Annotated in this window: 25 protein-coding genes; 20 read left to right on the top strand and 5 right to left on the bottom strand. The window is 52.3% G+C overall.

The window, feature by feature from the left end; genetic code table 11:
• Positions 1–283: 283 nt before the first annotated feature.
• From C7445_RS09295 to C7445_RS09280, 4 genes are all read left to right on the top strand, one after another.
• Positions 284–1,054, top strand: a complete 771-nt coding sequence (locus C7445_RS09295; protein WP_134159790.1) for a WecB/TagA/CpsF family glycosyltransferase — start codon at positions 284–286, stop codon at positions 1,052–1,054.
• A gap of 133 nt (positions 1,055–1,187) precedes the next feature.
• Positions 1,188–2,378, top strand: a complete 1,191-nt coding sequence (metK, locus tag C7445_RS09290) for a methionine adenosyltransferase (protein ID WP_243835096.1) — start codon at positions 1,188–1,190, stop codon at positions 2,376–2,378.
• A gap of 215 nt (positions 2,379–2,593) precedes the next feature.
• The gene (locus C7445_RS09285; RefSeq protein ID WP_134159788.1) at positions 2,594–3,256 is read left to right on the top strand and encodes a response regulator; all 663 of its coding nucleotides are present in this window, start codon (positions 2,594–2,596) and stop codon (positions 3,254–3,256) included.
• A gap of 57 nt (positions 3,257–3,313) precedes the next feature.
• Positions 3,314–3,736 (top strand): hypothetical protein, encoded by a 423-nt coding sequence (locus C7445_RS09280; protein ID WP_134159787.1) that lies wholly within the window; start codon positions 3,314–3,316, stop codon positions 3,734–3,736.
• 21 nt (positions 3,737–3,757) lie between these two features.
• Here the strand turns inward: C7445_RS09280 and C7445_RS09275 are convergent, their stop codons facing one another.
• Positions 3,758–5,203, bottom strand: a complete 1,446-nt coding sequence (locus tag C7445_RS09275) for a helix-turn-helix domain-containing protein (RefSeq protein ID WP_134159786.1) — start codon at positions 5,201–5,203, stop codon at positions 3,758–3,760.
• 149 nt (positions 5,204–5,352) lie between these two features.
• Here C7445_RS09275 and C7445_RS09270 point away from each other — a divergent pair, with 149 nt between their 5' ends.
• The 13 genes from C7445_RS09270 (at position 5,353) to C7445_RS09210 (ending at position 17,350) form a co-directional block, all read left to right on the top strand.
• Positions 5,353–6,072, top strand: a complete 720-nt coding sequence (locus tag C7445_RS09270) for a response regulator transcription factor (protein ID WP_134159785.1) — start codon at positions 5,353–5,355, stop codon at positions 6,070–6,072.
• The gene (locus tag C7445_RS09265; protein ID WP_134159784.1) at positions 6,069–7,373 is read left to right on the top strand and encodes a sensor histidine kinase; all 1,305 of its coding nucleotides are present in this window, start codon (positions 6,069–6,071) and stop codon (positions 7,371–7,373) included. Before C7445_RS09270 ends, C7445_RS09265 begins: the two co-directional genes overlap by 4 nt.
• Before the next feature lie 18 nt (positions 7,374–7,391).
• Positions 7,392–8,147, top strand: coding sequence for a ComF family protein (locus tag C7445_RS09260; RefSeq protein WP_166669074.1), 756 nt, complete (start codon positions 7,392–7,394; stop codon positions 8,145–8,147).
• Positions 8,148–8,203: 56 nt separating this feature from the next.
• Positions 8,204–8,593, top strand: coding sequence for a TIGR03826 family flagellar region protein (locus tag C7445_RS09255; protein ID WP_134159782.1), 390 nt, complete (start codon positions 8,204–8,206; stop codon positions 8,591–8,593).
• Between the two features lie 46 nt (positions 8,594–8,639).
• Complete coding sequence (locus C7445_RS09250) at positions 8,640–9,191, top strand: sigma-70 family RNA polymerase sigma factor (protein ID WP_243835095.1); 552 nt, start codon at positions 8,640–8,642, stop codon at positions 9,189–9,191.
• A 165-nt stretch (positions 9,192–9,356) separates the two neighbouring features.
• Positions 9,357–9,557 (top strand): flagellar biosynthesis anti-sigma factor FlgM, encoded by a 201-nt coding sequence (locus C7445_RS09245; protein ID WP_134159780.1) that lies wholly within the window; start codon positions 9,357–9,359, stop codon positions 9,555–9,557.
• Positions 9,550–9,834 carry a hypothetical protein gene (locus C7445_RS09240; RefSeq protein ID WP_134159779.1) on the top strand — a complete coding sequence of 95 codons (285 nt, stop codon included), beginning with the start codon at positions 9,550–9,552 and terminating at the stop codon, positions 9,832–9,834. The genes C7445_RS09245 and C7445_RS09240 overlap by 8 nt, the downstream gene beginning before the upstream one ends.
• Before the next feature lie 27 nt (positions 9,835–9,861).
• On the top strand, positions 9,862–11,292 hold the full coding sequence (gene flgK / locus C7445_RS09235) for a flagellar hook-associated protein FlgK (RefSeq protein WP_243835094.1): 1,431 nt from the start codon (positions 9,862–9,864) through the stop codon (positions 11,290–11,292).
• Positions 11,293–11,306: 14 nt separating this feature from the next.
• Complete coding sequence (locus C7445_RS09230) at positions 11,307–12,230, top strand: flagellin N-terminal helical domain-containing protein (RefSeq protein ID WP_134159778.1); 924 nt, start codon at positions 11,307–11,309, stop codon at positions 12,228–12,230.
• A 42-nt stretch (positions 12,231–12,272) separates the two neighbouring features.
• Positions 12,273–13,109 (top strand): flagellin N-terminal helical domain-containing protein, encoded by an 837-nt coding sequence (locus C7445_RS09225; protein WP_134159777.1) that lies wholly within the window; start codon positions 12,273–12,275, stop codon positions 13,107–13,109.
• Between the two features lie 63 nt (positions 13,110–13,172).
• Positions 13,173–14,723, top strand: coding sequence for a flagellar filament capping protein FliD (fliD, locus tag C7445_RS09220; RefSeq protein ID WP_134159776.1), 1,551 nt, complete (start codon positions 13,173–13,175; stop codon positions 14,721–14,723).
• Positions 14,723–15,061: a hypothetical protein gene (locus tag C7445_RS09215; protein WP_134159775.1), complete on the top strand. Its 339-nt coding sequence runs from the start codon at positions 14,723–14,725 to the stop codon at positions 15,059–15,061. The genes fliD and C7445_RS09215 overlap by 1 nt, the downstream gene beginning before the upstream one ends.
• 18 nt (positions 15,062–15,079) lie before the next feature.
• A complete protein-coding gene (locus tag C7445_RS09210; protein ID WP_134159774.1) occupies positions 15,080–17,350 on the top strand; it encodes a glycosyltransferase in 2,271 nt (756 codons plus the stop codon).
• 75 nt (positions 17,351–17,425) lie between these two features.
• On the opposite strand, the gene C7445_RS09205 is transcribed toward C7445_RS09210, so the two are convergent.
• From C7445_RS09205 to C7445_RS09190, 4 genes are all read right to left on the bottom strand, one after another.
• Positions 17,426–19,141 carry a glycosyltransferase gene (locus C7445_RS09205; protein ID WP_134159773.1) on the bottom strand — a complete coding sequence of 572 codons (1,716 nt, stop codon included), beginning with the start codon at positions 19,139–19,141 and terminating at the stop codon, positions 17,426–17,428.
• Positions 19,138–20,244 (bottom strand): glycosyltransferase, encoded by a 1,107-nt coding sequence (locus C7445_RS09200; protein WP_134159772.1) that lies wholly within the window; start codon positions 20,242–20,244, stop codon positions 19,138–19,140. Before C7445_RS09200 ends, C7445_RS09205 begins: the two co-directional genes overlap by 4 nt.
• A gap of 49 nt (positions 20,245–20,293) precedes the next feature.
• On the bottom strand, positions 20,294–21,100 hold the full coding sequence (locus C7445_RS09195; protein WP_134159771.1) for an FkbM family methyltransferase: 807 nt from the start codon (positions 21,098–21,100) through the stop codon (positions 20,294–20,296).
• A 149-nt stretch (positions 21,101–21,249) separates the two neighbouring features.
• Complete coding sequence (locus C7445_RS09190; RefSeq protein ID WP_166669072.1) at positions 21,250–22,116, bottom strand: class I SAM-dependent methyltransferase; 867 nt, start codon at positions 22,114–22,116, stop codon at positions 21,250–21,252.
• A 183-nt stretch (positions 22,117–22,299) separates the two neighbouring features.
• On the opposite strand from C7445_RS09190, the gene hpf reads away from it, so the two are divergent.
• The 3 genes from hpf (at position 22,300) to prfB (ending at position 26,789) form a co-directional block, all read left to right on the top strand.
• Positions 22,300–22,845, top strand: coding sequence for a ribosome hibernation-promoting factor, HPF/YfiA family (gene hpf, locus C7445_RS09185; protein ID WP_134159769.1), 546 nt, complete (start codon positions 22,300–22,302; stop codon positions 22,843–22,845).
• A 269-nt stretch (positions 22,846–23,114) separates the two neighbouring features.
• The gene (gene secA / locus C7445_RS09180) at positions 23,115–25,505 is read left to right on the top strand and encodes a preprotein translocase subunit SecA (RefSeq protein WP_134159768.1); all 2,391 of its coding nucleotides are present in this window, start codon (positions 23,115–23,117) and stop codon (positions 25,503–25,505) included.
• A gap of 137 nt (positions 25,506–25,642) precedes the next feature.
• Positions 25,643–26,789 (top strand): peptide chain release factor 2 gene (gene prfB / locus C7445_RS09175; RefSeq protein ID WP_166669071.1). Its coding sequence is split into 2 segments (ribosomal slippage): positions 25,643–25,720 and positions 25,722–26,789, totalling 1,146 coding nucleotides; the frame shifts between segments, so codons are not numbered across the junction.
• Positions 26,790–26,862 lie beyond the last annotated feature (73 nt).

Genomic DNA, 26,862 nt, shown 5'->3' with positions numbered 1-26,862 from the left:
ACTGCGATTCTGGCTGTTTAGCTCGGTTGTGGACGGGGGAAAACTGGAGAAGGCAGGGCCATGGAGCCCTGCCTATTCTCATGTGGGGATGCGATCCGAATGAAGGCGCCACGCAGCCGAATGTTCCACATTGTTATCTCGGTCGTCGCGCTCATGGTCACGGCCGTTTCCGTGGCCTCCATCGCGCTTGAACTCTCTGTCGCACGTCTGTTATCCTAGCGCGTGGCTCGTCTTTGCGTGGTATGATGGATGCGATAGATTTCGGAAAGTGGAGGCTGGCGACGTGGCTGTACAAGGTTTCGCGAAAGATGTCGTCGATGTGTTGGGCGTGCGTTTCCATCGCGTGACGACAGCGGAAGCGGTCGAGAAAATCCTGTACTGGACGGGCGATGGCAACCATCACTTGGTCGTCACGGCCGGCCCTGAGTTTGTCATGCAGTGTCAGTTGAGCGAGTCCCTATTGCGCCTCGTCAACTCCGCCGACTTGGTCACAGCCGATGGCATTGGGGTTGTGTGGGCGGCAGCGAAGCGCGGCAGACCTGTGCCCGAGCGGGTGACGGGTGTCGAGTTACTGCCAGCGGTCTTTCGCGCCGCAGAGGATCGCCGCCAAAGTCTGCGCATCTATTTGCTCGGCGCCACCGAGGTGTCGCTTGCGGCTTGTCTTAGCCAATTGCGACATGCTTATCCGACGCTCGAGTTTGCCGGCCATCATGGTTATTTCTCGCCGCCGGAAGTCGAGTCGATTGTGAACGACGTGCGGGCGTTTGCACCCAACCTGTTTCTCGTTGGCATGGGGCAGCCGCGCCAGGAGCAGTTCTTGCGCGACGTGCTCGGTCGCTTGCCCGCGTGTGTAGGCGTTGGGATTGGCGGATCGATAGACGTTTGGGGCGGCACGGTGACACGCGCGCCGGATGTCTTTCAACGCTTGAACTTGGAGTGGCTATATAGACTCCTGTCTGAGCCGAAGCGTTGGCGGCGCCAACTGGCCTTGCCGAAATTCGCGTTGCGTGTGTTGATGGCGGGCGGTAAGGCGGAAACGGCGGAATCTAAATGAAGAACAGCGCTTGCTGGCGTTTACAGTGACTAGTGGTTGACTCTGATTTTTTCATATACTACGATATGATTTGTTTTGCACTCGGACAAGCTGGCCGCAGATGCCGCCGCTTGGAACTAAAGGAGGTTCCAGATTGGGACAACGACGCCTGTTTACCTCAGAATCTGTGACAGAGGGACATCCAGACAAGATTTGTGACCAAATCTCTGACGCCGTGTTGGATGAGATTTTGACATATGATCCGAATGCGCGCGTGGCGTGCGAGACGACCGTGACAACCGGGTTGGTGCTGGTCGCGGGAGAAATTACGACGAACTGCTATGTCGATATTCCGAAGGTCGTGCGCCGCACCATCGCCGATATCGGTTATACGCGCGCAAAGTTCGGCTTTGATGCCGAGACCTGCGCGGTTATCACATCCATCGACGAGCAGTCTCCGGACATTGCGCAGGGTGTCAACCAGGCGCTCGAGGTGCGCGGCCAGTTAAGCGACGCCGCCATCGAGGAGATCGGCGCCGGCGACCAAGGCCTGATGTTTGGCTTCGCCTGCGATGAGACACCGGAGTTGATGCCGTTGCCCATTTCGTTGGCGCACCGTTTGTCGCGTCAGTTGACGGCTTTGCGCAAGAACGGCGAATTATCGTATCTGCGGCCAGACGGAAAGACGCAGGTGACCGTCGAATACGATGGCGATGTTCCGGTTCGCGTCGACACCATCGTCATTTCGACACAGCACGACGAACAGACAGATCTTGCGACCGTGGAACGCGATATGATAGAACGCGTCATCCGTCCCATCGTTCCGGCGGAGTTGCTCGACGGGCAGACGAAGTACCTCATTAACCCGACCGGTCGTTTTGTCATTGGCGGACCGCAAGGGGATGCGGGACTGACCGGGCGCAAGATCATTGTCGACACCTATGGCGGTTATGCACGTCACGGCGGTGGCGCGTTCTCCGGCAAGGATCCGACAAAGGTCGACCGCAGCGGCGCTTATGCAGCGCGTTACGTCGCGAAAAACGTCGTGGCGGCAGGGCTCGCGCGCAAGTGTGAAGTGCAGGTCGCGTATGCGATTGGCGTTGCCCGCCCGGTGTCGATTTCGGTCGATACGTACGGTACAGGTCAGATCAGTGACGAGAAGATTGTCGAGATGATCGGGCAAGTATTCGATCTACGCCCGGCTGCGATTATTCGCGATCTCGATTTGCGCCGTCCCATCTACCGTCAAACGGCGGCTTACGGGCACTTTGGCCGCGCGGATCTCGATCTCCCGTGGGAACGAACAGACAAGGTGGCGGAGTTGCAGAAACTCGCGCAGCGCTAAAGAGGATCTGACCCTCAAAAACGGGCAAGGGGAATCGAATCATTTGGTATCACCCTTACACCCCATGATTTGCACCTCTTGGCCAGGTTGGTCCTGGTCGGAGGTGCTTTTTTTCTGACGCTTTGCGGCGGAGTTTGCTATGATGGTGAAGAGCCGAGACACCTGAGCTTTCGGTGGCTCGGGAGATGGCAGGGAACGTGTCTAAGGGGAAGAACATGAGTGAACCAATCATTCGCGTCGCCATTGCGGACGATAACGAAGCATATCGCCTGACCATGCGCGACGTTCTCTTGTATGAATCGGGGATTGAAGTGGTCGCACTTTGGGCGAACGGACTCGAGGTGTTGGCCGAAGTGGAGGCGGTGCGGCCAGACGTTCTGTTGTTGGACATCACGATGCCGCACGTCGACGGTCTCGCTGTGCTCACGGCATTGCACGAGCGGCATTCGCGCGTGCGCATTGTCGTGCTCACCATGCATGATCAGTCTAATGTGGTTCTTCCTGCCGCGCGCTCCGGAATCAGCGGCTACGTCGTCAAAGATGCGCCCATCGAGGATGTGGTGCGCGCCATTCGCGAGGCGTTTGCGGGCCATGCTCTAATTCATCCGCAGGTCATGCCCCTTCTGCTCGGCGAGATCGAACGGCAGCACCAGTTGAGCGACGGCTGGAGATCTTTGTTGACGGTGCGCGAGTTTGACGTGTTGTGCCAGTTGGCGGCGGGAAAGAGCAATGAACAGATTGCCGAAAGTCTGCACATCACCGTGAAAACGGCGAAGAACCACGTGTCGCATATCCTCGCCAAACTGCAGGTGGCAGATCGCGGTCAGGCGGTTCTGTACGCGTACAAGCATCGCTGGTTGCAGCCGGAGTGGCCATGACGCCAGTGTCCGCCACCTCCTTCGCCACATATCTTGTGGCAAAGGAGGTGGGCCGGCATGTGGCCGAAGTTGGTACTGTTGGTGGCCGCCCTCATTTACGTGGCCTTGGCTGTCGCCGGGAGCGGGCTGGCTGGACTGGCCAGGCGAAATCCAGGCGATACACAGGCATCGCTGTACGTGCTTTTGGCCGACAATGCCGAACAACACATGGAGGCTGTGCTGCGGCGTCTACAACGGATTGCGCGACGACGTGTGCAACCGCTTTCGGTTGTCGTGATCGACGTGGCGTCGACCGACCAAACGGCTGCCATTGCCCATCGTTTTTCCGATCCGGCCTTGGCCATCGCCTACGTGTACACCACCAACTGGGATCACGCACGGGCGGAGGCGGGGCGTATCGCAGCCCAAGCGCCAGCCAATTGCGACGTGCGGACGCTTGAACTGCGATCCGGCAGGTCCTCCTTCCGCCAGGTGATGTGATGGCGGCCAATCAACCGCTTGTCAGCTCCAGAACGGCAACGACGGCCGCGCCTCGCATGCAAGCTCCTCCATTTTGCGGCAGTACGTGAGGACGCGGTCGACGTCGCCAGCATCGCCATACCACAGTGTCAGCAAAGCGCATGCGCGGCGCCGATACTCGGGGTTGCCCCACTCTGGATATTCCGCTTCATATTGCACGAGTCTCTGCAAGCTCTCTTCGCGGTGCCCGCGCTGCTCCGCCAGCTCGATGTCGAGGAGCGCCAATTGCAACTCCATATCCCGGTTCATCATCGAATCGGGATCCCCCGTCAACGCGAGCAGCGCCTTGGCGTCTGCGATGAACGCTGCCGCCGCTTCCACTTCCTTGCGCTGCAGATGCTTGCGAATTTGCTTGCAGGCGTCGTGCAGGCGCGATTGGGGGGAGAGTGTGGTCATCGCGACAGCAGTTTGCTCAACCGTCTTCCATTCGTTCGTCCACAGGTTGTCCTGCCCTTCATTGTATCTCGCCGCTTCTTGGGTCCGGTTGCGCACCTCGATATCGGCTTCGATCAACTGCGCGTAGCTCACCAAGGTGTTTGCTTGTTCTGCCCATTGCCGCGCCGTCGCGGGATCCGTTGGCATCAACTCCAGCGCTGCTTGCACAAGCCTTTCTGTGACGGTCCACAGCGTTGGCATGCGCCGCGCCAAATCCGCTGCCCGGTTCAGATAAGGGCGGTTCTGTCGGCTGGGCGTATCAGTCTCAGCGGCATGTACAAAATGAGCATCGGGAATTTGTGGCGGTACACTCAGACTCGGGAGCAATGCCGTGATCGAACGCTGCCACGGTGCACTGAAGCCTTCTCCGGCCGGATCGAGCAAGTCCAGCTGCAGATGCAACTCGATCATGCTCTGCGTCAGATCGAGCGGCGAGATGTTACTTTTCTCCTCCAGCCGATCCGCCAGCGTGACCGCTTCCCGCCACTCTTGCAAGGCGCCGCCGAGGTTGCCGCGATCGTACTCGGCTTGTCCGGTTTCGCGCAGCACATAAAACAACAGGCGCCAGTCTTGTGCACTGTAGGCGTGCTCGCGCAATTGCTCAAGTTCTCGCACGGCCTCGGGATACTCTCCACAAGCGCGATGGACGCGTGCCAAGACGAGCCTGTATTCGGTCAGATTGCGCGTTTGCAGGGATGCACGTGGCAAGTTTTCGAGCAACTGGCGCGCGGCTTGCGGCCGTCCCGTCGCCAAGTTGTACTGCGCGAGGCGGATCGTTGCCTGCAGCAGGAAATGTGGATCGAGCTCTGTGAGAAACGTCTCCACGGGCTCGCCCAAACGTTTTGCCAGTTCCATGAGCAAGGTGTAGGAAGGCTTCACCTTGCCAGATTCGATTTGACTGATCATGCTCGGCCTGACCAGATCACCAGCGAGATCGACCTGGCTCATGCCGCGCTGAACGCGAAGATCGTGAATTTTCTCACCAATTGACACACAGACACCCGCTTCCCCTAACCTATGAATTGAGTTTCACATATTGGTATTGTTTTGACAAGAAGCGATAGAGTTCTACAAAACAGTTCTGGCCGTCGTCTGGTGAGACTTGCTACAATGTGGACAGGACAATGAGCGGGGGGAACCTTGTGCCGACAGTTTTGGTTGTCGACGACGAAGCGTCTATTAGGACATTGGTGGAATATAACTTTAGCCGCTCCGGATTTGACGTGGAGGGCGTCGCGGACGGCAAGACGGCCTACGACATTCTGAGCAAGGACGCGCGCAAGTACGATCTCGTCGTACTGGATCTGATGCTGCCCGGTATGGACGGGATGGAGGTATGTCGGCGGCTTCGCCAAGAGGGTGTGAAGATTCCCATCATCCTCCTGACCGCACGCGATGAAGAAGTCGACTTGGTGCTCGGCCTCGAGCTGGGTGCCGACGACTATGTCACGAAACCCTTCAGCCCGCGCGAGCTGGTGGCGCGGGCACGCGCCGTTCTGCGCCGCAGTGATGTGCAGGAGCTCGAAGCGAAGCCAAATCCCACAGGCAAGGTGCTGCGTGCCGGGCGGATCGTGCTCGACGTCGCCCGCCACGAGGTTCGTGTCGGCGGCGTTCTCATGGACTTCACACCCAAGGAGTTCGATTTACTTCAATACTTCATGGAGAATCCGGAACATGTTCTGTCGCGGGATCAACTGCTGGATCGCGTTTGGGGCTATAGCAGCGCCACGGATACGCGCATCGTCGACGTGCACGTGTCACATCTGCGTGAGAAGATCGAGGAGGATTCCAAGAATCCAGTCTACATCCGCACGGTGCGCGGCATTGGCTACAAGTTCACGGAAGGCGCGCCAGCAACATGACAAGCTTCTGGATTGGACTTGCGATTGGACTGGCCTTGCTGGCAGCCGGGCTGCTCGTCCAGGCGGCCGCGTTCCGCAATTTGCGAAGCTACTTGCGCGATGCGATGGATGCCATCGTCGAGGGCCGATACGACGTGCGGATGTACGAATACCGCAACAGGCCTTCCGAGGTCGTATTGTTTCGCCAGTTTAACCGGATGGCCGAGCGGATCGAAGAGACGCTCGCGGATATGTCACAGGAGCGCGATATCTTGCGCCACATTTTGCAAAATATGACTACGGGTGTCATCTACTTGCGCAGCGATGGCCAGGTGCAGATGGTCAACCATGCGGCGGAGCGGTTGTTTCGGCGTCCGAGCGAACAGTGGCAAGACAGGGATCACTGGACGGTCTTTCGCAACTACAACCTGGGGAGCGCCATTGACCACGCATTGCTGTTTGGCACGCCGTGGGCGGGCGAACTCATCATCCGCGAGGGCGTGACGCTGACGGTTCGGCTGGTACCCATCTCGGCGGCTCCCCGCTTGCGCGCGACGGCGGACGGCGCGCACGACGTGCTCATGCTCGTCAATGACGTCTCCGAGTGGCGCCGGCTCGAACGGATGCGCAGCGAGTTTGTCGCCAACGTCTCACATGAGTTAAAAACGCCCATTGCTGCTATTCGCGGTTTCGCCGAGACCTTGCTCGACGGCGGTGTCGACGAGGAAGTGCAGCAGAAATTTCTCCAGACCATCTATGACGAATCGATGCGCATGGGCAATCTGGTTTCTGACTTGCTCGAATTATCGAAGCTGGAGGCGACCGATAGCCGTGTCGATCCGGTCGCTGTCAATCTGTACGTCGTCCTCGAGCGGGCGCTGGATCGCATCGGCCCTACTGCCAGCGAGCGCGGCATTCGCATCGTGACTCCGTCGCGAGATTCGGTTCAGGTCTGGGCCGAACCGGATCTGCTGTTGCAAGTGTTCTTGAACTTGCTGGCGAACGCCATTCATTATTCGCCGCCAGGCAGCACGATTCGCGTCACTTGGGACGTGCTGGTCGACCGCATTAAGGTACACGTGCAAGACAATGGCATCGGTATCCCGCGCGAGTCGTTGGATCGCGTCTTTGAACGCTTTTACCGCGTACAAAAGGATCGCAGCCGCGCATCAGGGGGTACCGGCCTTGGCCTCGCCATCGTCAAACACATCATCTCGTCGCTGGGCGGCGAGGTCGGTGTGGAGAGCGAAGAAGGCAAAGGCAGCGACTTTTGGTTCACGTTGTCGCGGCTCGATCGACCCGTATCTGCCGGATCCCGCTGATCGACAGGAGGTATGCCTGTGAAACGCGGCATGACATCCAGCTTTGCCTGGAGGCGCGGCCTGCACGGCGTGTTGAATTGGGTCTTTCCCACGGATGCCGAGACATGCGCCGTTTGCGGGCGTCCCTCCCTCACCACGGACGCTGCCCCTCTCTGGCAATCGCCGTCAGACAGCTCGCGCCTATGCCCATTTTGCGTGCAGGATCTGGAAAGGTGCCGCATCGCAGTGGAGTGCCACGCCCTGCAGGTGGAGCGTGCACCCTATGGGCGCATCGACGTGTACAGCGGCATCGACTATGACGCATTTGTACGAACCTTGTTTCGATCCTTCAAGTATGATGGCGTGATCGAGCTTGCACCGTTTTTTTCGCATGTGCTGCTCGCCTGCTGGCAGGAGCTTGGGGAAGCCGGGTGTGACTGCGTTGTGCCGGTGCCGACAGCGGCGGATCGCATGCGCAAGCGGGGATACGATCACGTTCGCATTCTCGCAGATATGGTCGCCGACCGCGTGCAACTGCCCATCCGTGCGGCGCTCGTTCGGGTGCAACGGCCGGGCGGGTTCACGCAGTCACAAACGGCGAAAAATGCACAGTTGCGGCGCCGGGAGTTGGAGGGGGGCTTTGTCGCCAATCGAGAGAGGCCAATCGGCGGACGTCGCGTGCTGCTGCTGGACGATGTCGCTACAACTGGTGCCACACTCGCGGCATGTGCGAACATCCTGTTCGCCTCAGGCGCCCAAAGCGTGATCGCCATGGTCGCGGCACGAGTGCGATAGCATGGCAGGATTTTGTCGGGAAAGCGCGAAACATGGGGGACAGGGAGGTATTTGGCATGCCAATCGCCAATTGTAAACGTTGTGGGCGCTTGTACAATCGCGCAGGCCGGGACATCTGCCCGGAGTGCATTCGCCAGGAAGACGCGGTCCTGCTTGAGATTCGGCAGTATTTGAAAAAACATCCGCAGGCGAATATTTATGAAGTCGCGGAAGGCACAAACGCCACATATGAGGAGATTGTCGAGTTTTTGCGCGATGGGCGCCTCATTCTGCGCGACAATCCCAATATGGCGTATCCGTGTGAGCGCTGCGGCACATTGACGCAATCGGGGCGCCTGTGCGCCAATTGCACGCAGGTGATGGCTAAAGGACTGGGGCACGCGACGGCTACGCTACATAGAGACGAGACACAGGGCAAGCGGGGAAAGGGATTTCTAAGCCGGTAGACACAGCCGGTATGTAGGGAGTTAGGTGTCAGCGGTGGAAGCCGGAATGAACTTCGAAGATTATACCCAGTATGTGCATCGGCTTGCGAAACGTCTGATTCGGTACCGGCGGAGCGCCATGATTGATGAATCGGATTTAGCGGCGGCTGCGCTCTCCGCTTTGTGGCAGCGCCAGATGGACCGCGGGCTTTTGGATATAAAATACGCCAAGCAAATCATCAAATACGCCATGCTGGAAGTACTGCGAAATTCCAATATGTTAAAGACGCCCCGGTCCGTACCTATGAGGCAAGCCATTCAGGCCTACCAACGGTCCGTTGATCACACTGCGGTGGAACAATTCGCAGCAACCGATCCAATAGGAGAGTGGGAACAAGAAGAATTCGTTCGTGAAGTGGGGCATATCATAGGCACCCTTCCTCATGAAGATCAATTGTTACTCTCTTTAGTGTTTGAGCAGGGGTTGAGTTTTCGAGAGGTGGCGGAGGTGCTCGGTAGTACCAAGTCGGCGATTTATCACAGGTATCGAGAGGTTCTTTCGGAGGTTCGTTCAAAACTTGATGTGGATCAACTTAGTCACTTCAAGCACCAATCATGAACCCAAATACGAAGTCATGGCACCACGGAGCGGTTCGCAATCGCTCCTTTTCTATTTCTATCTTTTTCAATGTTGCTCGACAAAAACAAAAAAATTTTTTGCCTCACTCGAACGATCCGACAAAAGGTGACGTTGTTCAAGATGAAGGGCAAGGAGGGAAGCTCGATGTGGTCGCCATCCAATTCGTTTGATGTGACTGGGAATCGACAGATATCTCAGACGACGAATTTGCAAACTCCGGAAACGAGTCGCTTAGACAAGCTTAAGCAACTTCAAGAAGCGGTGCGCAACGGAACGTATGTCGTGAATGTGAATCACATTGCAAAGGTTATCGTTCAACAAGGGGTTCTTGATGCGGATGGCTGATGTCATAGATGCAGTTGACCAATTGGAAATGGCAACGGATCGTGTGCTTACAGCTCTGAAGTCGGGGCGGACGGATGGGTTAATCGAACTCCTTACGGAACAATGTTCATGCTTACAACGGGTACAACGTGTTGACATGGAACGGCGTCCCGAAGAAATGCATCGTATCGCCCAAAAGGTCCAACTTCAGCAAATGCTCATTGAACAAGGATTGAGCATTTCTGAGAGTTTCTTAAAGAAACTTTATAAGGGGCGTTCTTATAGCGGTCTGGCATAAGGCTCTCGATTAGGAGGTGAATCAAGCGTGGGTATTTCAACATTTATGCCGCTCTATGTGGGCCTATCTGGACTTGAAAGTATGCAACAAGCGGAAAACGTTGTGGGCAACAACATTGACAACGCCAGTACACCTGGTTACGCGGAAGAACAAGTTAATTTTGTGGAAAATGGACCGTTTCCGGTTGTTCCTGGCTCTGGCCCGGATGTTGCAGGTCAATTCGGTCAAGGTGTTGCGGTAGGGTCGGTTACGCGTCAGGACGATGCTTACTACGACGAACAGGATCGACAGAATCAAGGTATATATCAGATGTACTCGACACACAGCTCGGTGCTTACACAGATTCAAGGTATATTGAACGAACCGAGTTCTACGAGCATGCAAAATTCGATGGATCAATTTTTCAGTGCATGGCAGGAACTTTCGAACAACCCGTCGGATGATGCTGCGAAGCAGGCGGTCATCACGCAAGGCCAAGTGGTTGGACAGACGTTCCAAGTTGTGACACAGCAGCTTCAACAGTTGCAGAGCAACCTCACTGGGGTTGTGAACGGTCAATTAGTGCAATTGAACCAGTACGCACAGCAGTTGGCAAATCTGAACAAACAAATTACTCAAGTCAAACAATCGGGTGAAAATCCCAACCAACTGTTTGATGAGCAAAGTCAGATTCTTGACGAAATCTCCAAATTGGCGAATATCACGTACACGCCTGACTCAGCCGGAGACGGTGGTGTGGATGTTACTGTAGGTAGCGGAGCGAATGCGGTTCAGGTGGTCAAAGATGATACGTATTCGCCGTTCCCCAATTCGTCCGCGGCATCATCTCTTTCAACAAGCACGCCGGTTTCGCTTTCATCTCTGCAACCGCAGTTATCGGCCATCACATCGGGTGAGATTGCTGGTAATGTGCAAGGGTACGATGATGCGAGCAATCTGCTTGGCAACATTGACTCGTTTTTAAGTGGCTTTGCGAGCCAGGTGAACAGTGCGCTTGGAGGTCAGTCGTTTTTCTCGTACAGTGGCGGCGTTCTCACTGTCGCCATGTCATCGCCTTCTGGATTGAAAACTGGTCCGTCCGGTAATGCCGGCGACAACGGCTACGCCGTTGCCATGGTGAATCTGCAGACAACATCGTGGACCATCAACTGGGCTTACAATCAGCAGGCTAATGGGGGTTCTTCAGTATCCCAAAGTGTCACGGGAACTCCAGACCAACAACTGGCAGCGATGGTTTCTGGCATTGGAACGGAAGCGTCCGGTGTTACCTTTAATGAGAATACGGCAAATGCGTTGCAGGAGCAAAGTTCGCAACTTCGACAATCAGTGTCTGGAGTATCACTGGACGAGCAGGCTTCATATATGGTTGAGTTCCAGAACGCCTATGCTGCCGCGGCGAAATACATCACGACATTTCAATCGATGATGCAGAGTCTATTAAACATGGTTCAGCCATGAGGAGGTGAAGGAAGATGCGCGTGACGCCGTGGATGGAGCAACAACAGTTTTTGTATAACATCACAAATATCGATAACTCGATGCAGAATACGCAAGAGCAGCTATCGACGGGCAAGACACTGAATAAAGCGTCAGACAATCCTTTGGCTGTATCCGAAGACATGAATTTGGCGTCTGAGGTTCAGGAGACGTCGGGTTATCTATCAACTATCTCGACAGGACTCACTTGGATGAACAATACATCCACTGCGCTCCAGGGGATTATTTCGCAGCTTCAGGAGGTGCAGTCTGATGTGGTGCAGGCGCTTAACTCGACCAATATGAGTGCGGGTGGGCAACAAGGACTTGCGGATACGGTTGCACAGCTTATTCAAGGGATTTATCAGACTGCGGACCAGCGGCAGGGTAACAACTATATTTTTGGTGGACAAGCATCCCAAACGCAACCAAGTACGTATCTGAAAAAAAGTCCATCTGATAGCCCTTCGCCTGTACCGAGTGGAGCAACTTCCGAAATGAACTATCAGATAGCTTCTGGTGTCAGCGTCTCGATCACGGTGACTGCGTCAGATATTTTCCTTACCGCACCAGGTTCATCTCCAAATTTGCAAGACACGCTGAACAATATCCAGTCAGACTTGACGGCAGGTAACGAAACGGGTCTACAACAGGACTTGAGTGATCTGAACGCAAACCTCACACAGGTAATCAACCTGAATGCGGATCTTGGAGCTCGCATCCAAAGGTTTACTACCGCACAAAATCAGTTACAGCAGTATAGTACAAATCTTACTAACGAGAAGGGGGGGATTGAAGGGGCGGATATGGCGCAGGTGATCACTCAATTCACCACAGACCAGACCGTTTACACGGCGGCCTTGCAAATGGGCGCGCAAATCCTACTCCCCTCTCTCGTAAACTATTTACCCAACTCATAATTGTGGGTAGAACAACTCTTATTCCTTTGAGGAGGTCTTATCATGGCTCTTGATTTCAGTGTGAACAACAATGCATCCGCGTCCAGCATTCTTTCCAATCTGTCCGCTGTGAACAACGCCTTGAACACATCGTATACGCAGTTGTCGACAGGCAATAAGATCAACAGTGCCGCGGACGATCCTGCAGGATATGCGATTGCTCAACAGATGACGGCACAGGTCAATGCTTTGAACCAATCTGTGCAAAATGCGCAAAATGGTATCAGCATGTTGCAGACCGCGTCTGGAGCGATGAATCAGATCAACAACATTCTTCAGACCATGAACACATTGGCTGTAGAAGCGGCCAACGGAACGGAGAACAGCACAGACCTCTCGAACTTGAATCAAGAGATGACCGCTCTTCAGAATCAGATCAACAACATCGCGAATCAGACGAAATTTAATACCATGACTCTGCTTGACGGTTCCCTTGCAACCTCAGGTGTTACATTCCAGATTAACACCGACGGCACAGGCAATTCTCAGTTGAATATTACAATTGCTTCTGTCGCTGTTGGCTCGTTGCTTGGCGGAACTATCAACATCACATCGCAAACGCTCGCGCAGCAGGCCATCACGTCGATTCAAAATGCGATTACGAGCTTGTCCGCTTACCAGGCAAACGTAGGTGCTGTGGAAGACCAACTGAACTACACCGTGTCAAATCTGCAAAACACGGCAGAAAACCTGCAGAACGCTCAGTCCACCATCACCAACACGGATATGGCGCAGGCGTACACGCAGTTCAGCCAGCAGCAAGTGCTTCAACAAGTCGGTTTGGCAATGCTTTCGCAAGCAGATCAACAGCCGGACGCAATCCTCAAGCTGTTGCAATAAGATTGACATGTTCCTCGGTCGGCGGATGCGTCGGCCGAGGAATTTTCGAAAGGTGGTATACCGATGTCCATTTCATCAACCGGTTCAAGCTCCATGGCCAACTTGCTTCAACAGTTGAATACCCTGTCAAACCCGAGTGGTACAGGTTTACCGGTATCACAATATGCCCAAGATTTACAACAAATTTTGACTCAACAGTTGGAAACACCGTCAAATAACGAATTGTCTCAATTGAGCTCACAACAAACCGCACTAACAGGGCTGCAAACGGCTTTGCAGACATTCGAGCAAGCCACGGAAACGCTATCGAGCTTGCAAAGTTGGAGCACAGTCACAGGAACGTCGAGTGACCCAAGTGCGTTCACAGTTACCGTTCAGCCCAGCGCGCAACCAGCTATGTATTCTTTGCAAGTAACCTCCTTAGCCACCAGTCAAACATCAATTCAGAACTCTCCGTCGCAGTTTCAGACGAGTGCTGACGGCAGTTCAAACCTTACTTCGGGCACCATTGTCCTAACAAACACTGTCGACAGCAGTAAGACGGCCACGATTAGTGTGTCGGCAGGTGAATCATTGAACGATATTGCAGCGGCCATCAATCAACAGACATCGGCTACAGGAGTACAGGCCTCTGTGTTAACGAACGGACAAAATCAGTACTTTTTGTCACTCTCGTCCGTCAATACAGGGACTACAAACAACTTCTCTATAAGCGGTAGCTTAATTGGTTCAGGGACAGGGCAAATGCAGTTTTCTACAACGAATGGGACCGATGCGCAGATTACACTTGATGGGCAGGCCATGACGTCGTCAACCAACACGTTTCAAAATTATATTCCGAATGTAACCATTCAGGTGTCGCAGACGATGGTGAGCGCTGGAACCCTGACCCTCTCTACCGACACAAGCGAAGCAGAGAAGGCTGTCCAGACTTGGATGTCAGCGTATAACACGCTGATGGACACCATTAACCAAGACACCGCGTATTCTCCACCGTCTACAGGAAGTTCATCGGCACAAGGAACCGCTGGTCCTTTATTTGGAGATCCGCTTGCCATGGACTTATTGCGCCAGTTGCCCGCAGCTGTGAGCGCGTCCATAACGACTTCTAGCTCAGCAATTAATTCATTGGCGTCAATTGGTATTGTAATTGATCCCTCCAATGGACATTTAGAGTTTCAGTCCGCATCTGGTTTTTCTAGTGCAGCAGGAACGTTGCCCGATGGGCAAAGCATGTTCGAATCTGCGCTATCGTCGAACCCAAGCGCAGTGCAGCAGCTTTTTGGCGTGGTTTCCACGACAGCGACTACGGCAATCCCCCAGTCTGGCGTGCTCGGCAATGCTTATAACCTGATGAACAATCTATTGCTGGGAAATTCGAGTGGCACGGGCACAAGCCCCATTGAGGGTGAGTTGAATGCCATTTCAGCGCAACAGACGAGCATTCAGAATTACCTAAAGCTTGTTCAACAACAGATTACGAATCAAGTCAATAACTACACGAATCAGTTGAATCAATTGAATTCTGTTATGGAACAGGCGCAGGCGCAGATGAAACAAATTTCGGCGATGTTTGGAACTTCGGCGTCGTCTTCATCGGGTGGCATACTGTAATGCTGCATTCCAATCAGTCCGAGGATGCAATTCCGGAAAGAATTCGCGCGTTGGGGCAAATGGCAATTACGTTATTGAGCGAGCGCAGGTTGCAGGAAGCTCTGGCGGTTATGACGACGCGAGGTCATTTGCTTGCAGGGTGGTCACCTGTCGATGCTCAGAACAACAACGATGGGAATGCACAAGAGATCTTTGAACAAACACACCGAATCTTTACGCTGGCAATGGTGTATCACCAAGAAATTTCGGATGGGCTGTTAGCGTTGTTCGAAGTTTCACCCGCCATGAAGGCCTACGCAAAGGCGCAGTTTATGTCGGAAGCTTGCAGCAAAGTGTAAATAAGATAGGAGACCGAGATGTTACTTTCAGCGTGTCTGATCACGAAAGATGAGGAATTCACTTTATCAAGATGTCTAGAGTCACTTACAGGTGTTGTTGACGAGATTATCGTGGTGGATACAGGTTCCAAAGATAAAACGGTCGATATCGCACGAGATCATGGGGCAAAGGTATACTTTCATGAGTGGGATGGTGACTTCGCCACGGCTCGCAATGCTGCGCTTGAGCGCGCATCAGGTGAGTATGTACTGGTGATTGATGCTGACGAGTTTTTGGATCCCATGGACAAGCGCCATATTCGGTCGAAACTTCTGGAATCGAGGGCCGATGGTTATTTGGTTGGCGTCGTGAATTACACGGGGACTTCGGCGAGGTATCAGACTTCCTCTCCTGTTCAGGTACTCCGGGTTTTTAAGAATGGCTATCGTTATTCAGGTTCTATTCACGAACAAGTGTTGCCTGCCGTGATAGACAGTGGAGGTCGCATCGAGACACTCAATCTGCGGATTCACCACTTAGGGTACCTGTATGAGTTTGTTGTGTACAAAGCAAAGCCGGCGCGGAACATGGAACTCTTGCAAAGAGAACTGGACAAAGATCCGGATAGCTTGTTTCACATCTCCAACATGATGGCAGAGTACATGCGAGTACAGAGGTATGACGAGGTTGTGAAGCTTGGTAAACATGGGTTTGAAGTGTTTCAAAAAAATCCCAACCACGCTACCCACCTGCTTGCGAGACTTTTGAGAATGTTGGTTGTGGCTCTTTCGATGACGGGTGAAACGGCGGAGGCTATCAAGTATGCGGAGCGGGGTGAAAATATCTTCCCATATCTCCCTGATATCCGCATGGATCATGCGCACGCGCTCATTCAGGTCGGCCGCGTCGCGGATGCCATCCCTCTACTGCTTCAGTGTCGACAATTAGGAGACGTGAAAGATCCCTTAATCGATACGGTCCCCGGGCTCGGCAGTTTTCTTGCGGCTGCGGAATTGGGGAGAGCATGGCTGCTCTTAGGTGACACAGCTTGTGCTGCTGAATGGTATTTGACGAGTTTTCGGGAGAACACTCGTCAGGAAAATATCGTGTGGTTTCTGGCAAATCTTTTGCCACTGGAGCATGCGTCGATTCGTGCTCAGTTATACAATGTATGTAAGCAAGATCCGCTCTGCTTCGCGTATTTTGTCCAGGCGTGTGCCGTTCGGGGGGGGAAGGATTGGCAGCGTTGGATTTCAGAAATTTCACGTGGTCCCCTGACAGACACGCTGATCGAACGGTTGCATTGGATCGAGGCGTTGAGGGCATCCGAGCAATCTATGGATGTGTATACGAAATCGAATCCGTGTGCTGAGATCCAGATATTATTGGGTTTATATTATCTGGAACACGGTGATATACAAGCAGCTCAAGAATGGTTAGTGGATGCCGATTCGCGCGGTCAAATGATTCTCGAGTGGATTTCAGACGGACATACCGAGGTTCAGATTGCAGATGTCTTGATGGAACTCATGCTTTTGCATGCTACGAAGTTATTAACTGCGTGGTTGCCGAGAGCTACGGATAAGCATACGGTACTCCCAACGATTCTTGCCAGCCCCTTGCGTGATGTACTCGTTGAGGTGGAGTGGGTTGGAGAGAACGGGTGGGAGTGCGAATTTCGGGCAAACCGCGCTTTCCGACGTGGCGATATGAGGGAAAGCATATCCTGGCTAGAGAAAGCGATGCAATATCCACCCAGTGTTCGTCGTGTTGTGATCGAAGCTGACATTGCGTTGGCTCACGGGAATGTGGAGCTTGCACGCCATGTTGTCGAGCAGGGGGGGATGATTTTCTCGTCATCAGAACTGCTCAAACGAATTGCAAGCGAATTGGACGTTCGTCAGCGCCGTGTCAAACAGATAGATGAGTTGTTGCAATGGAACGAAGGGGATGAAGGCATGAATCCACATCGTGCATATCAGTCGTCTGCATTGACCATGCCTTTGCAGGTTAAGCTTGTGAAACTTCACGAACGCGCAGTTGAGTGTGTGGAACAAATCCGTATTCTCAATGAGCAAGGAGAGATTATGGAGGCTCGTAAATACATTCAATATGTACAAGATATTATTACGTTCCTCAGAAGCAGTACAGATTCCTCGACAGAGGCTGGAAAAGCGGCGGACGCATCATACGCGTTTTACTATAGCATGTTGGTAAAATGGTTTTTGCAGCCAAGCCTCATTGCAGAGCAGTATCAGAATATGAAGGAATTCTGGGAGTCATGGACGGAAACTTGGAAACGACTTTGACTGTTTTTCGGTGAAATACTACCCTCCTGTCACTTACACGAGACCAAATGACAGGAGGGGGAGTAAACGGCCTTCTTATACAAATGGATTGTCATTAGCGAGACGTGAGGCAAATATCAGTGCATCATCCCCTCCAGGCATTTTACCTCCGGTTATTGTACGGAATCCAACCTCGGAAAGTAGCAATTGTAATAGTTCCATGGAATAGGGACGTATATTAAATGGATTTGTCCAAAACTTCTTTGTGATCATTTGTGTGTTATCGCAATCTGGTGTTACAATGAAAATTCGACCACGATAGCTCAGTGCTTTGTAAAGTTGCAAAAGTAGTTCAACAGCGGATCTGGGTTGCAATTTCTCAATTACGTGTCTCATGAACACCACGTCGTAAATCTTATGGTTTAACCACTCATCCGACAGTAGGCTGCGGATTTTATTCTCTAGAGGATAGGGGCCAACTAGGGCTAACGTAGTGACGCGTCCCCCTTTCATTTGTAGAAATTCCAACAGGTCCGCTGATTTTGGGCCTATATCCAATATCACGTCACTTTCATGCAAACCGTGAGAGAGGATTGCCGCATATGTTGCACTTGTCGCAGTATGATTAGTGGTTCGTTGGTTGACATTCTGTAAGAGATGAAAAGCCTGTTCTTCCATGGATTGACGGATGATAGTCTTGCTCAGGGGCCTTTCATGTAAGGCTTGGATGCGTTTTGCAACAATCTCTCCAATCACTTCCCATGTGTATTTCTGCGCATGTTGCACAGCTTTCTCGCACATCACGGAGTGGCGTGTTCGGTTTGTAAATGCCTCTATTAGTGTGTCCATCAGGTGGTTAACATCGACATCAATGATTTCTGCTGGCAGTACGAGTTGCATGTCGGTTGGCATAGATATCGTGCTTAATGTAGATTCCACACGGTAGCTATTTTCTTCCGTCGTAAATTCTGTGGCAGGGCCGATACAAGGAATAATCGCCGGTACCCCGCACGCCATAGCCTCAAGAATAGGCAACCCAAATCCCTCGGCACGATATGGATGGACAAGGCAATTGCTTGCTCGGTACAGAGCCCCCATTTCGGCAGGTGTTAAATCCCAATCTATATAAAGTATTTCCGGAGAAGCTGGGTCAAGCGTGGCCTCTAGAATTTGTTCATGGTACGTTTGTCCCGCGTAATAACTCGTTCGGCCAAAATCTTTGATCACTAAGCATACATCGTCGGAGCGTTTGAATGCTTTACGGTATGCTTCAAGCACTTTGTCTATACCTTTGCGGTAAATAGTTCCGCCAACAAACAGAAATATAAATGATTTTGCAGTTTTTAATGCGTAGCGCGGCCCGTTCACTCGATATACGGTTGTATCGACACCAAGTGGGAAGGTAAAGACTTTGTCCTCGTTGATGCCGGACTTAACGTAGCCCTGCTTGGTGTAATCACTGTTCACCCAGATTTCATCGACGGATGTTTGAATGAAAGGTATCCATTTTTCAGGGATCGGTCCATACTCCCAAGGCTGGAACAAAATATTTAACGGTGCCTCCGAGGAACGCAGGCTTGGAGGCCATTGCTGTCGAATATGAATAAAGGGCATTCCAATGTTGGCGTTGTAGCAATCACGGATGATATTTGCATCAGAGAACCAATAGTCTGGTATTGTATCCTTTTCTGTGGGGGTAACCTTGAGTTGTGCCCCATGCCGAAGCAACTCGCGGCACAAGTGCCGATTGACGAGCCCCAAGCTACTATTCACCAATTGTGGACCTTCCCACTCGATTTTCGGTAGAATCATTTCTTAGACACCTCATTTGCAATACGGATACTTAGTGCTTGTAATCGTTCATCGACCTTGGCTTGAATCACTGATTCATTGAAATGTACCAGTAAATCTTCTCGAGCTATTTGGCCGCGTATCTTAGCTTCGGATGGAAATTCATAGATTTGACGTAAACGTTGTTTAAGGTTGGGAATGGACGGATGAGCCCATGAATGTCCATCAAACACTGAGTACTCGCTTTCTGCAGGTCCAAGCTCATATGAGATTAGATAAGAGTTTGTCTCATTCATGAAGTCCTTTTGACCCCCCCAGTCAGTTGCAATTGTAGGCAATTGCATCGCCATGGCTTCAAAGAGTGGCCGGCCCCATCCTTCTCCATGCGTTGGAAGGACAAAAGCGTCTGCAGCTCGATATAACGCTGCAACTTCATGAATTGGTAAGTGGCGACTCAAGACATACACTGGAGGTGAGTCGTGTTTGGAAAACAACTCCATGCATTTTGCCAATTCGCCTACCGGATCCCGGTTCCCTGTTAAATCGTACGTCTTGACTACGAGTACCACGTTATCTTTTACCGTGAATTCTTCCATGTAAGCCTGCAAAAGCTCGCGGAAACCTTTACGAGCCTGCCAGTCGAAAATGGAGAGGAACACAAACTGGTTGTGGGTCGGAAGCGGCCACGCGTCGCCTTTCGGGTCAAAAATTTGAAAGTCTATCGTTTCGGGTATGACGTAAATTGGCGACACGACGCCTGCACTGCTGAAAACATCTGCATTAAAACTGCTTGGAACCCAAATTTCATCAAATGCATTTAATCGGGTTACCCATTCCTTAGGCAAGCGATCGGTTTCGAACGTGGTACGTGCTATGTTGATGCGGAAGTCATCTCTTGCTTCAACTGCGCCACACATCAGATTGCATATGTAAATGTCGTTTGTGTCCAGACGTACTGACTCAAACAGCCTGAGTGCAGGATTGGGGGCATGCCCGGCAAGGCGATTTTGGATTTGCACCTTGTGCCGACCGCTCCGAAGAGCGGATAAAATTCGCAAATTATCTTCAGCGAAACCTGACCCGTTAGTGAAAAGACCATCCAGCAAGATGTTTAGAGGCTGCATATGATCAATGAACCTTCCTTTATTTAGGGACAGACAATCCCGGTAGACATTAGGGGGTTGGGAATAGCATGACGATATTTTCCACAATGTTGTTTCTTTGTAGTAAATCGACTATGTCACAAATGACGGGCTGACCTTCATTATTTAATGTGTAAAAAGTAACTTCGAACGCATCTCGATAATATAAGAGTTTATCTAATAGCCTATGCCACTGTTCACCAATACGCATCTTATTAAACTCAAAAACGACCCGTGCTACCTTTTTGGCATGAAATAGATCTGTCATGCCTTCGAACACATGAAGTTCTGCGCCCTCAACGTCTATCTTTATCAGATCTATCTTCTCGAACGAATGCAGATGTTTGTCTAGAGGTTCGCAAGCAATTGAAATACGTGTCACTTCTTCATCGCTTCTAAAATACGAAAAGTATTGTGTATCGGGTTCGAACACGGATGAATTCCCTGTAAATTTGCTAGTTTGGAACAGTGCTATGGTACCGACGTGATCGTGCACTGCTGCATTCACTACGGTGGTTTGTTCGTTCGTGTAATTGATGAAGATATTATCCTGAAGGAAGTTAAAAATGGCTGGCGATGGTTCATAAGCAACAACTCGTCCGTTCCTTTGGACCAACAAACCCATCAAAACAGTGAAATATCCAATATTTGCACCTATGTCAAAGACGACATTACCAGGCTTAACAGTGTCAATCAGGTATTTTGTAAGTTGTACTTCGAAAACGCCATGAGTGGCAAGAACCGGCATAATGGATAGGTCAAACCCAGGTGCTAGCAGTCGCCCGCCCCATACGGTAGACGACAGTACTTTTCCATTTCCGACATATACAGAATTCATGATCTACAGCTACCTCCATTCATAGGCGATTGCTAGAGAACACATCGATTGTTGGTCAAGTCCTCAGCTCGGCGGTCTCATTTCTTTTGCTTCATATTCTCACGATGATAAAAAGTGGTAATATGGATGTTTTAGACGTCGGGTGGATATCATCGGTGCCGTCCGATTGTAATCAGTTCTTCATTGACGGAATAAACCCAACTAGCGGATGACGTTTGCAATGACCCTATATAATTTTCAAACTCGTCTGCGGTTAGCAACCCGTGTTCAATGATAGCTTCTTGGTGTTCAAGAAACTGCTGAATTGCTAATCTAGTAGCCAAACCGTCGGAAGAAACATGGGAAAATTGAGCCTGAGGGAGTACGAGCGTCCTTATAACGTCGAGTCCGCACTCGTGCATCATTAACGGAATTTTACGACCGATGTAGCGATCTCCTCCATTCAAATTCTGCAATTGACAAAATGCTTCTCTGAGTCGGACAAACGCTAGTGACGGTTCCGGATATGACAACGATAACCTGTCGTCAATATCGATGATACAGACGATACCCCCTGGTTTTAGGATCCGTCTAATTTCTTGCATAGCAAGCTGGGGGCTGGACAGATGTTGAAATACAAAACGACTGACGACGTAGTCAAACGAGTTGTCTTCGTAAGCGAGTTGGTACACGTCGCCAATGTGAAAGATTATACTTGATTGCGGATGTATTCCTTGCGCACCTGCGATTTCAGCTAGCATGCTCTCCGCTGAGCTTATTGCCGCTTCGTCACGATCGACCGCGTACATGGTAACACCCCAAGATGCAGCGATCTCGAACGCCAGTGCACCAAACCCAGTGCCTAAATCAAGCACCGTCATGTTGTCTTTGATACCCAGAGCAGGAAGAAAGGCTCGACGGGTGGCCGCTGTGTGTAACGTTTGAGCCAGAAGCCAGCGGTTATCTAACTGATCCTGATGTGCATAGGAGGACCAAGTTGCATCGATGGTTAGAAATCGTTCCGATAGCGGCTTCAAAGGTGTACTTCTCCTCGCATACCAATCTTGTGGTTTGTTTGTTGCCTTATGTATTGCGGAGAGTTGCTTGTTTCAAGTATACCAAGTATACAATGTAAGAGTGCCACTCGAAACCCGAATCTGACCATTCCTCTTTCCGGCCATTAGGCTTATAATGTAGCCACCACGAAGGAGGAGTTGTCAATGAAGATTCAGGTTCATGGCGACAACATTTCTGTCACTTCGGCTCTTCAGGAATACGTGGACAAAAAAATTGGGCGCTTGACCCGGTACTTTGAGGGTGAGGCGGACAAGCAGATTCACGTAACGATGGCGGTTGAAGGAACGTATCACCGCGTTGAAATGACAGTGCACGTACATGGTGTCATCTTCCGGGCGGAAGAAAAGTCGCAGGACATGTACGCCTCCATTGATTTGGTCACAGATAAATTGGAAGAACAGGTTCACCGATATAAACAAAAATTGAATAGACGGTTTCGTGCTCGCGGATTACGCACACAAATTCGGCATCGTGGCTTTGCGGATGAAGTGCTGGACACGGAAGAGGATTTGCGCGTTGTTCGTGTAAAGCGGTTTCCCATTAAGCCAATGGACGTGGAGGAGGCCATCATGCAGATGGATCTGCTCGGCCATGATTTCTTCGTCTTCACGAACGCCGAGACGGAAGAGGTCAATGTCGTCTATCGCCGCAAACGGGGAGATTACGGTCTCATCGAACCTCAGGGCTAATCGTCAAGGGTTCTGGCGAACCATTCCAACAACTGCAACAGACGCAACGCAATAGGTTTCAACAGCGTGGTTGAACAATGTCTCCATCATGCTTTTCATCAAGGGGCTTCCTGCACCGCTCGTGCGCGACGGTGGTGCCGGAAGCCTCTTCTTGTAGAAAAGAAATTTAACGAAAATGGTGTTTGATTTCTTTATGTTGTGATATCGTGCATGGCTACGGTACAATCTCTAGTTAGAAGTCGATCGCGATATGGGGGTGTAACCGTTCGGTGGGACTCCTCAAACAGGTCTTTAATTCGAACGAACGAGATATTGCCCGATTGCGCCGTAAGGTGGATCGGATTAATGCGCTCGAACCGCAATTCGAGGCGATGACAGATGCTGAACTGCAAGCGATGACACCTGCGTTTCGGGAACGGCTGGCAAATGGCGAAAAGTTGGACAATCTCTTACCCGAGGCGTTCGCGGTTGTGCGTGAGGCCGCGAAGCGCGTATTTGGCCAACGCCATTACGACGTTCAGTTGATGGGCGGCATGGTGTTGCATGAAGGCCGGGTCGCTGAGATGAAGACCGGTGAGGGTAAGACGCTGGTCGCAACCTTGCCTTCGTATCTGAACGGTTTGACAGGACACGGTGTGCATGTGGTCACGGTCAACGACTATTTGGCCAAGCGTGACGCCGAATATACAGGCCAGGTCCATCGTTTTCTCGGCCTCACCGTAGGCTATAACGGCCACGACATGACACCCGCGCAGAAGCGCGAAGCCTACATGGCCGATATTACCTATGGCACAAACAATGAGTTCGGTTTCGATTATCTGCGCGACAACATGGTGATGACGCTTGACGATATGGTGCAACGCCGCCTGCACTTTGCCATCGTCGACGAAGTGGACTCCATCCTCATTGACGAGGCGCGTACGCCGCTTATCATCTCTGGACCTGCCGAGAAGTCTGCGGATCTCTACTTTCGGGCAGATCTTCTCGTTCGCCGCTTGAAGCCGGAAGAAGACTATGAAGTCGACGAGAAGATGCGCACCGCCAACTTGACCGATTCCGGCGTCCGCAAGGCGGAATCCTACTTCGGTGTGAGCAACTTGTTCGATCCCGATCATGTCACGTTGATGCATCATATTACGCAAGCCCTCAAGGCACACGGCCTCATGCACCGAGACAAGGACTATGTCGTGATGGGCGACGAGATTTGCATCGTCGACGAGTTCACCGGTCGCCTGATGGAGGGGCGGCGCTACAGCGAAGGCCTGCACCAGGCCATCGAGGCCAAGGAAGGCGTGCGCGTCCAGAACGAGTCGAAGACCTTAGCCACCATCACGTTGCAGAACTACTTCCGCATGTACGAAAAGTTATCCGGTATGACCGGTACTGCCAAGACGGAAGAGAAAGAGTTCGTTGAAATTTACGGCATGGATGTCGTCGTCATCCCGACGAATCGGCCGCTTGCCCGCAAAGACCTTGGTGACGTCATCTATAAGACGGAGCGTGCGAAGTTCAATGCGGTGGTCAACGACGTCGTCGAACGCCATCGGGTCGGTCAGCCGGTATTGGTAGGCACGACGTCCATCGAGAAATCGGAGCTTGTTTCACATCTTCTGCACCAGCGGGGCGTGCCGCATCAAGTATTGAATGCGAAGCATCACGCGCGTGAAGCGGAAATTGTCGCGCTCGCCGGGCAACGCGGCATGGTGACCATCGCCACCAACATGGCCGGACGCGGTACTGATATTCTGCTGGGTGAAGGGGTTCCTGCACTTGGCGGCTTGCACATCATTGGTACCGAGCGCCATGAGAGCCGCCGCATCGACAATCAGTTGCGCGGTCGTGCAGGTCGTCAGGGGGATCCTGGTTCATCGCAGTTCTTCCTGTCGCTTGAGGACGATTTGTTGCGGCTCTTTGGCTCCGAGAACATCCGTCGATTGATGGATCGCCTTGGGCTTGAAGAAGATCAACCCATTGAGCACAAGATGTTGACCGGTGCCATGGAGCGTGCTCAAAAGAAGGTTGAAGGCAATAACTACGATCTTCGCAAACACGTCCTCCGCTATGACGACGTTTTGAATAAGCAGCGCGAAGTCATTTATCGTCAACGCCGACAAATTCTCGAACGCGAGAACCTGCGAGAAGTCGTCGAAGGCATGCTCGACGACCTGGTCGATCACATGCTCGAGGTCTATTGTTCCGAAGAACAAATTCCGGAGGACTGGGACATTCCGGCGCTTCTGCAGTACGCGGAGCATCACTTTCTCCTGCCGGGACAAGTCGATGAAGCGTCGATTCGCAAGCTTGATCGCGATGAAATTAAAACTCGCTTGCTTGAGTTGGCGAAGGCCAATTACGACGCCCGCGAGGAAGAGCTGCAGGGATTCTTGCGCGAACTGGAGCGTATCGTCCTGCTGCGAGCAGTCGACTCGAAATGGATGGATCACATTGATGCGATGGATCAGTTCCGCCAGGGTGTACACTTGCGTTCCTACGGCCAAGCCGATCCGCTTGTGATTTACCAAAAAGAGGGATTCGAGATGTTTGAAGCGATGATCCATTCCATCGAGGAAGAGGTTGTGCTTTACGTCTTCAAGGCGACTTTGCAACAGGCGCCTCAGCCTGTGCAGGCACACGGCGCAGTGCCTGTACAGGGCGGCTGACCGGGGTTGCACGATGAAAGGCGCAGCGGCCTGCTGCGCCTTCTTGACATGGGCATGACAACAGCTGAATGATGGCACAGATGGGTTCGTGCGTTTGATACAATACCGTGGGAAATGACACGAGGAGTGATCTGTTTATGGCAGAGACTTTTGGCGAGCTTCGCCAAGATCTAAAGACGATGGCCACTCGGTTGGCGGACTTCGGGAGGTCTCTTTGACGTCCCTAACAAGCAAAACCGCATTGCGACGCTCGAGTCGTTGATGGCGGAGCCGAATTTTTGGGATGATCAGGAGAAGGCTCAGAAAATCATCGGCGAGATGAACGCCCTCAAGTCCGTCGTGGATAAGATGAACGAGCTGACCAGCCTGCATGCCGATGCGGATGTCGCATTGCAACTTGCGCAGGAAGAGAACGACATGGACCTGTTCGCCGAGGCGAACGAGATGGCGACGAAACTGAGGGACGGGATCGACTCCTTCGAGTTACAGTTGATGCTTTCAGGGGACTATGACGCAAATAACGCGATCGTCGAGTTGCACCCGGGCGCAGGCGGCACGGAGTCGCAGGACTGGGCGTCCATCCTGCTGCGCATGTATACGCGCTGGGCGGAAGACCACGGATACAAAGTTGAAGTTCTCGACTATCTTCCTGGCGACGAAGCGGGTATCAAGAGCGTGACATTGCGCATCAAAGGGCACAACGCCTATGGCTACCTCAAGGCCGAGAAAGGCGTGCATCGGCTTGTCCGCATCTCGCCGTTTGACGCCTCTGGGCGTCGTCATACATCTTTCGCATCCGTCGACGTGATTCCCGAGATTGCCGAGGATGATACGACCATCGAAATACGTCCGGAGGAACTGCGGATCGATACCTACCGATCGACGGGTGCCGGCGGTCAGCACGTCAACACCACCGACTCTGCTGTACGCATCACGCACTTGCCGACAGGAATCGTCGTCAGTTGTCAGAGCGAGCGTTCACAGATCCAAAACCGCGCTGTTGCGATGGAACTGCTGAAAGCGCGTCTGGCGGCCAAACGTCAGGAAGAGCGCGAGGCGGAGCTCGCAGAACTGCGCGGCGAGCAGAAGGAGATCGCGTGGGGAAGCCAGATTCGCTCTTACGTCTTTCATCCGTATTCGCTCGTCAAGGACCATCGCACAAACCAGGAAGTCGGCAATGTTCAGGCGGTGGTCGATGGCTTGCTCGATCCGTTCATTCACGCCTACTTGCGCTGGCAGCTCGCGCGCGAACAGGCTCGCGAGTCAGGCAATTCCGCGCAATAATTCATAAACGTTGGCTGCGAATCAAAAACTAATGTCAAGTCACATCATTTGCCGATTGGCATTGGTATGATCG

Origin of the sequence: Alicyclobacillus sacchari, assembly GCF_004366795.1 — a bacterium.
Classification (GTDB): Bacteria; Bacillota; Bacilli; order Alicyclobacillales; family Alicyclobacillaceae; genus Alicyclobacillus; species Alicyclobacillus sacchari.
The sequence above is the reverse complement of the archived record's forward strand: the minus strand, read 5'-3'. Positions and strand labels throughout refer to the sequence as shown.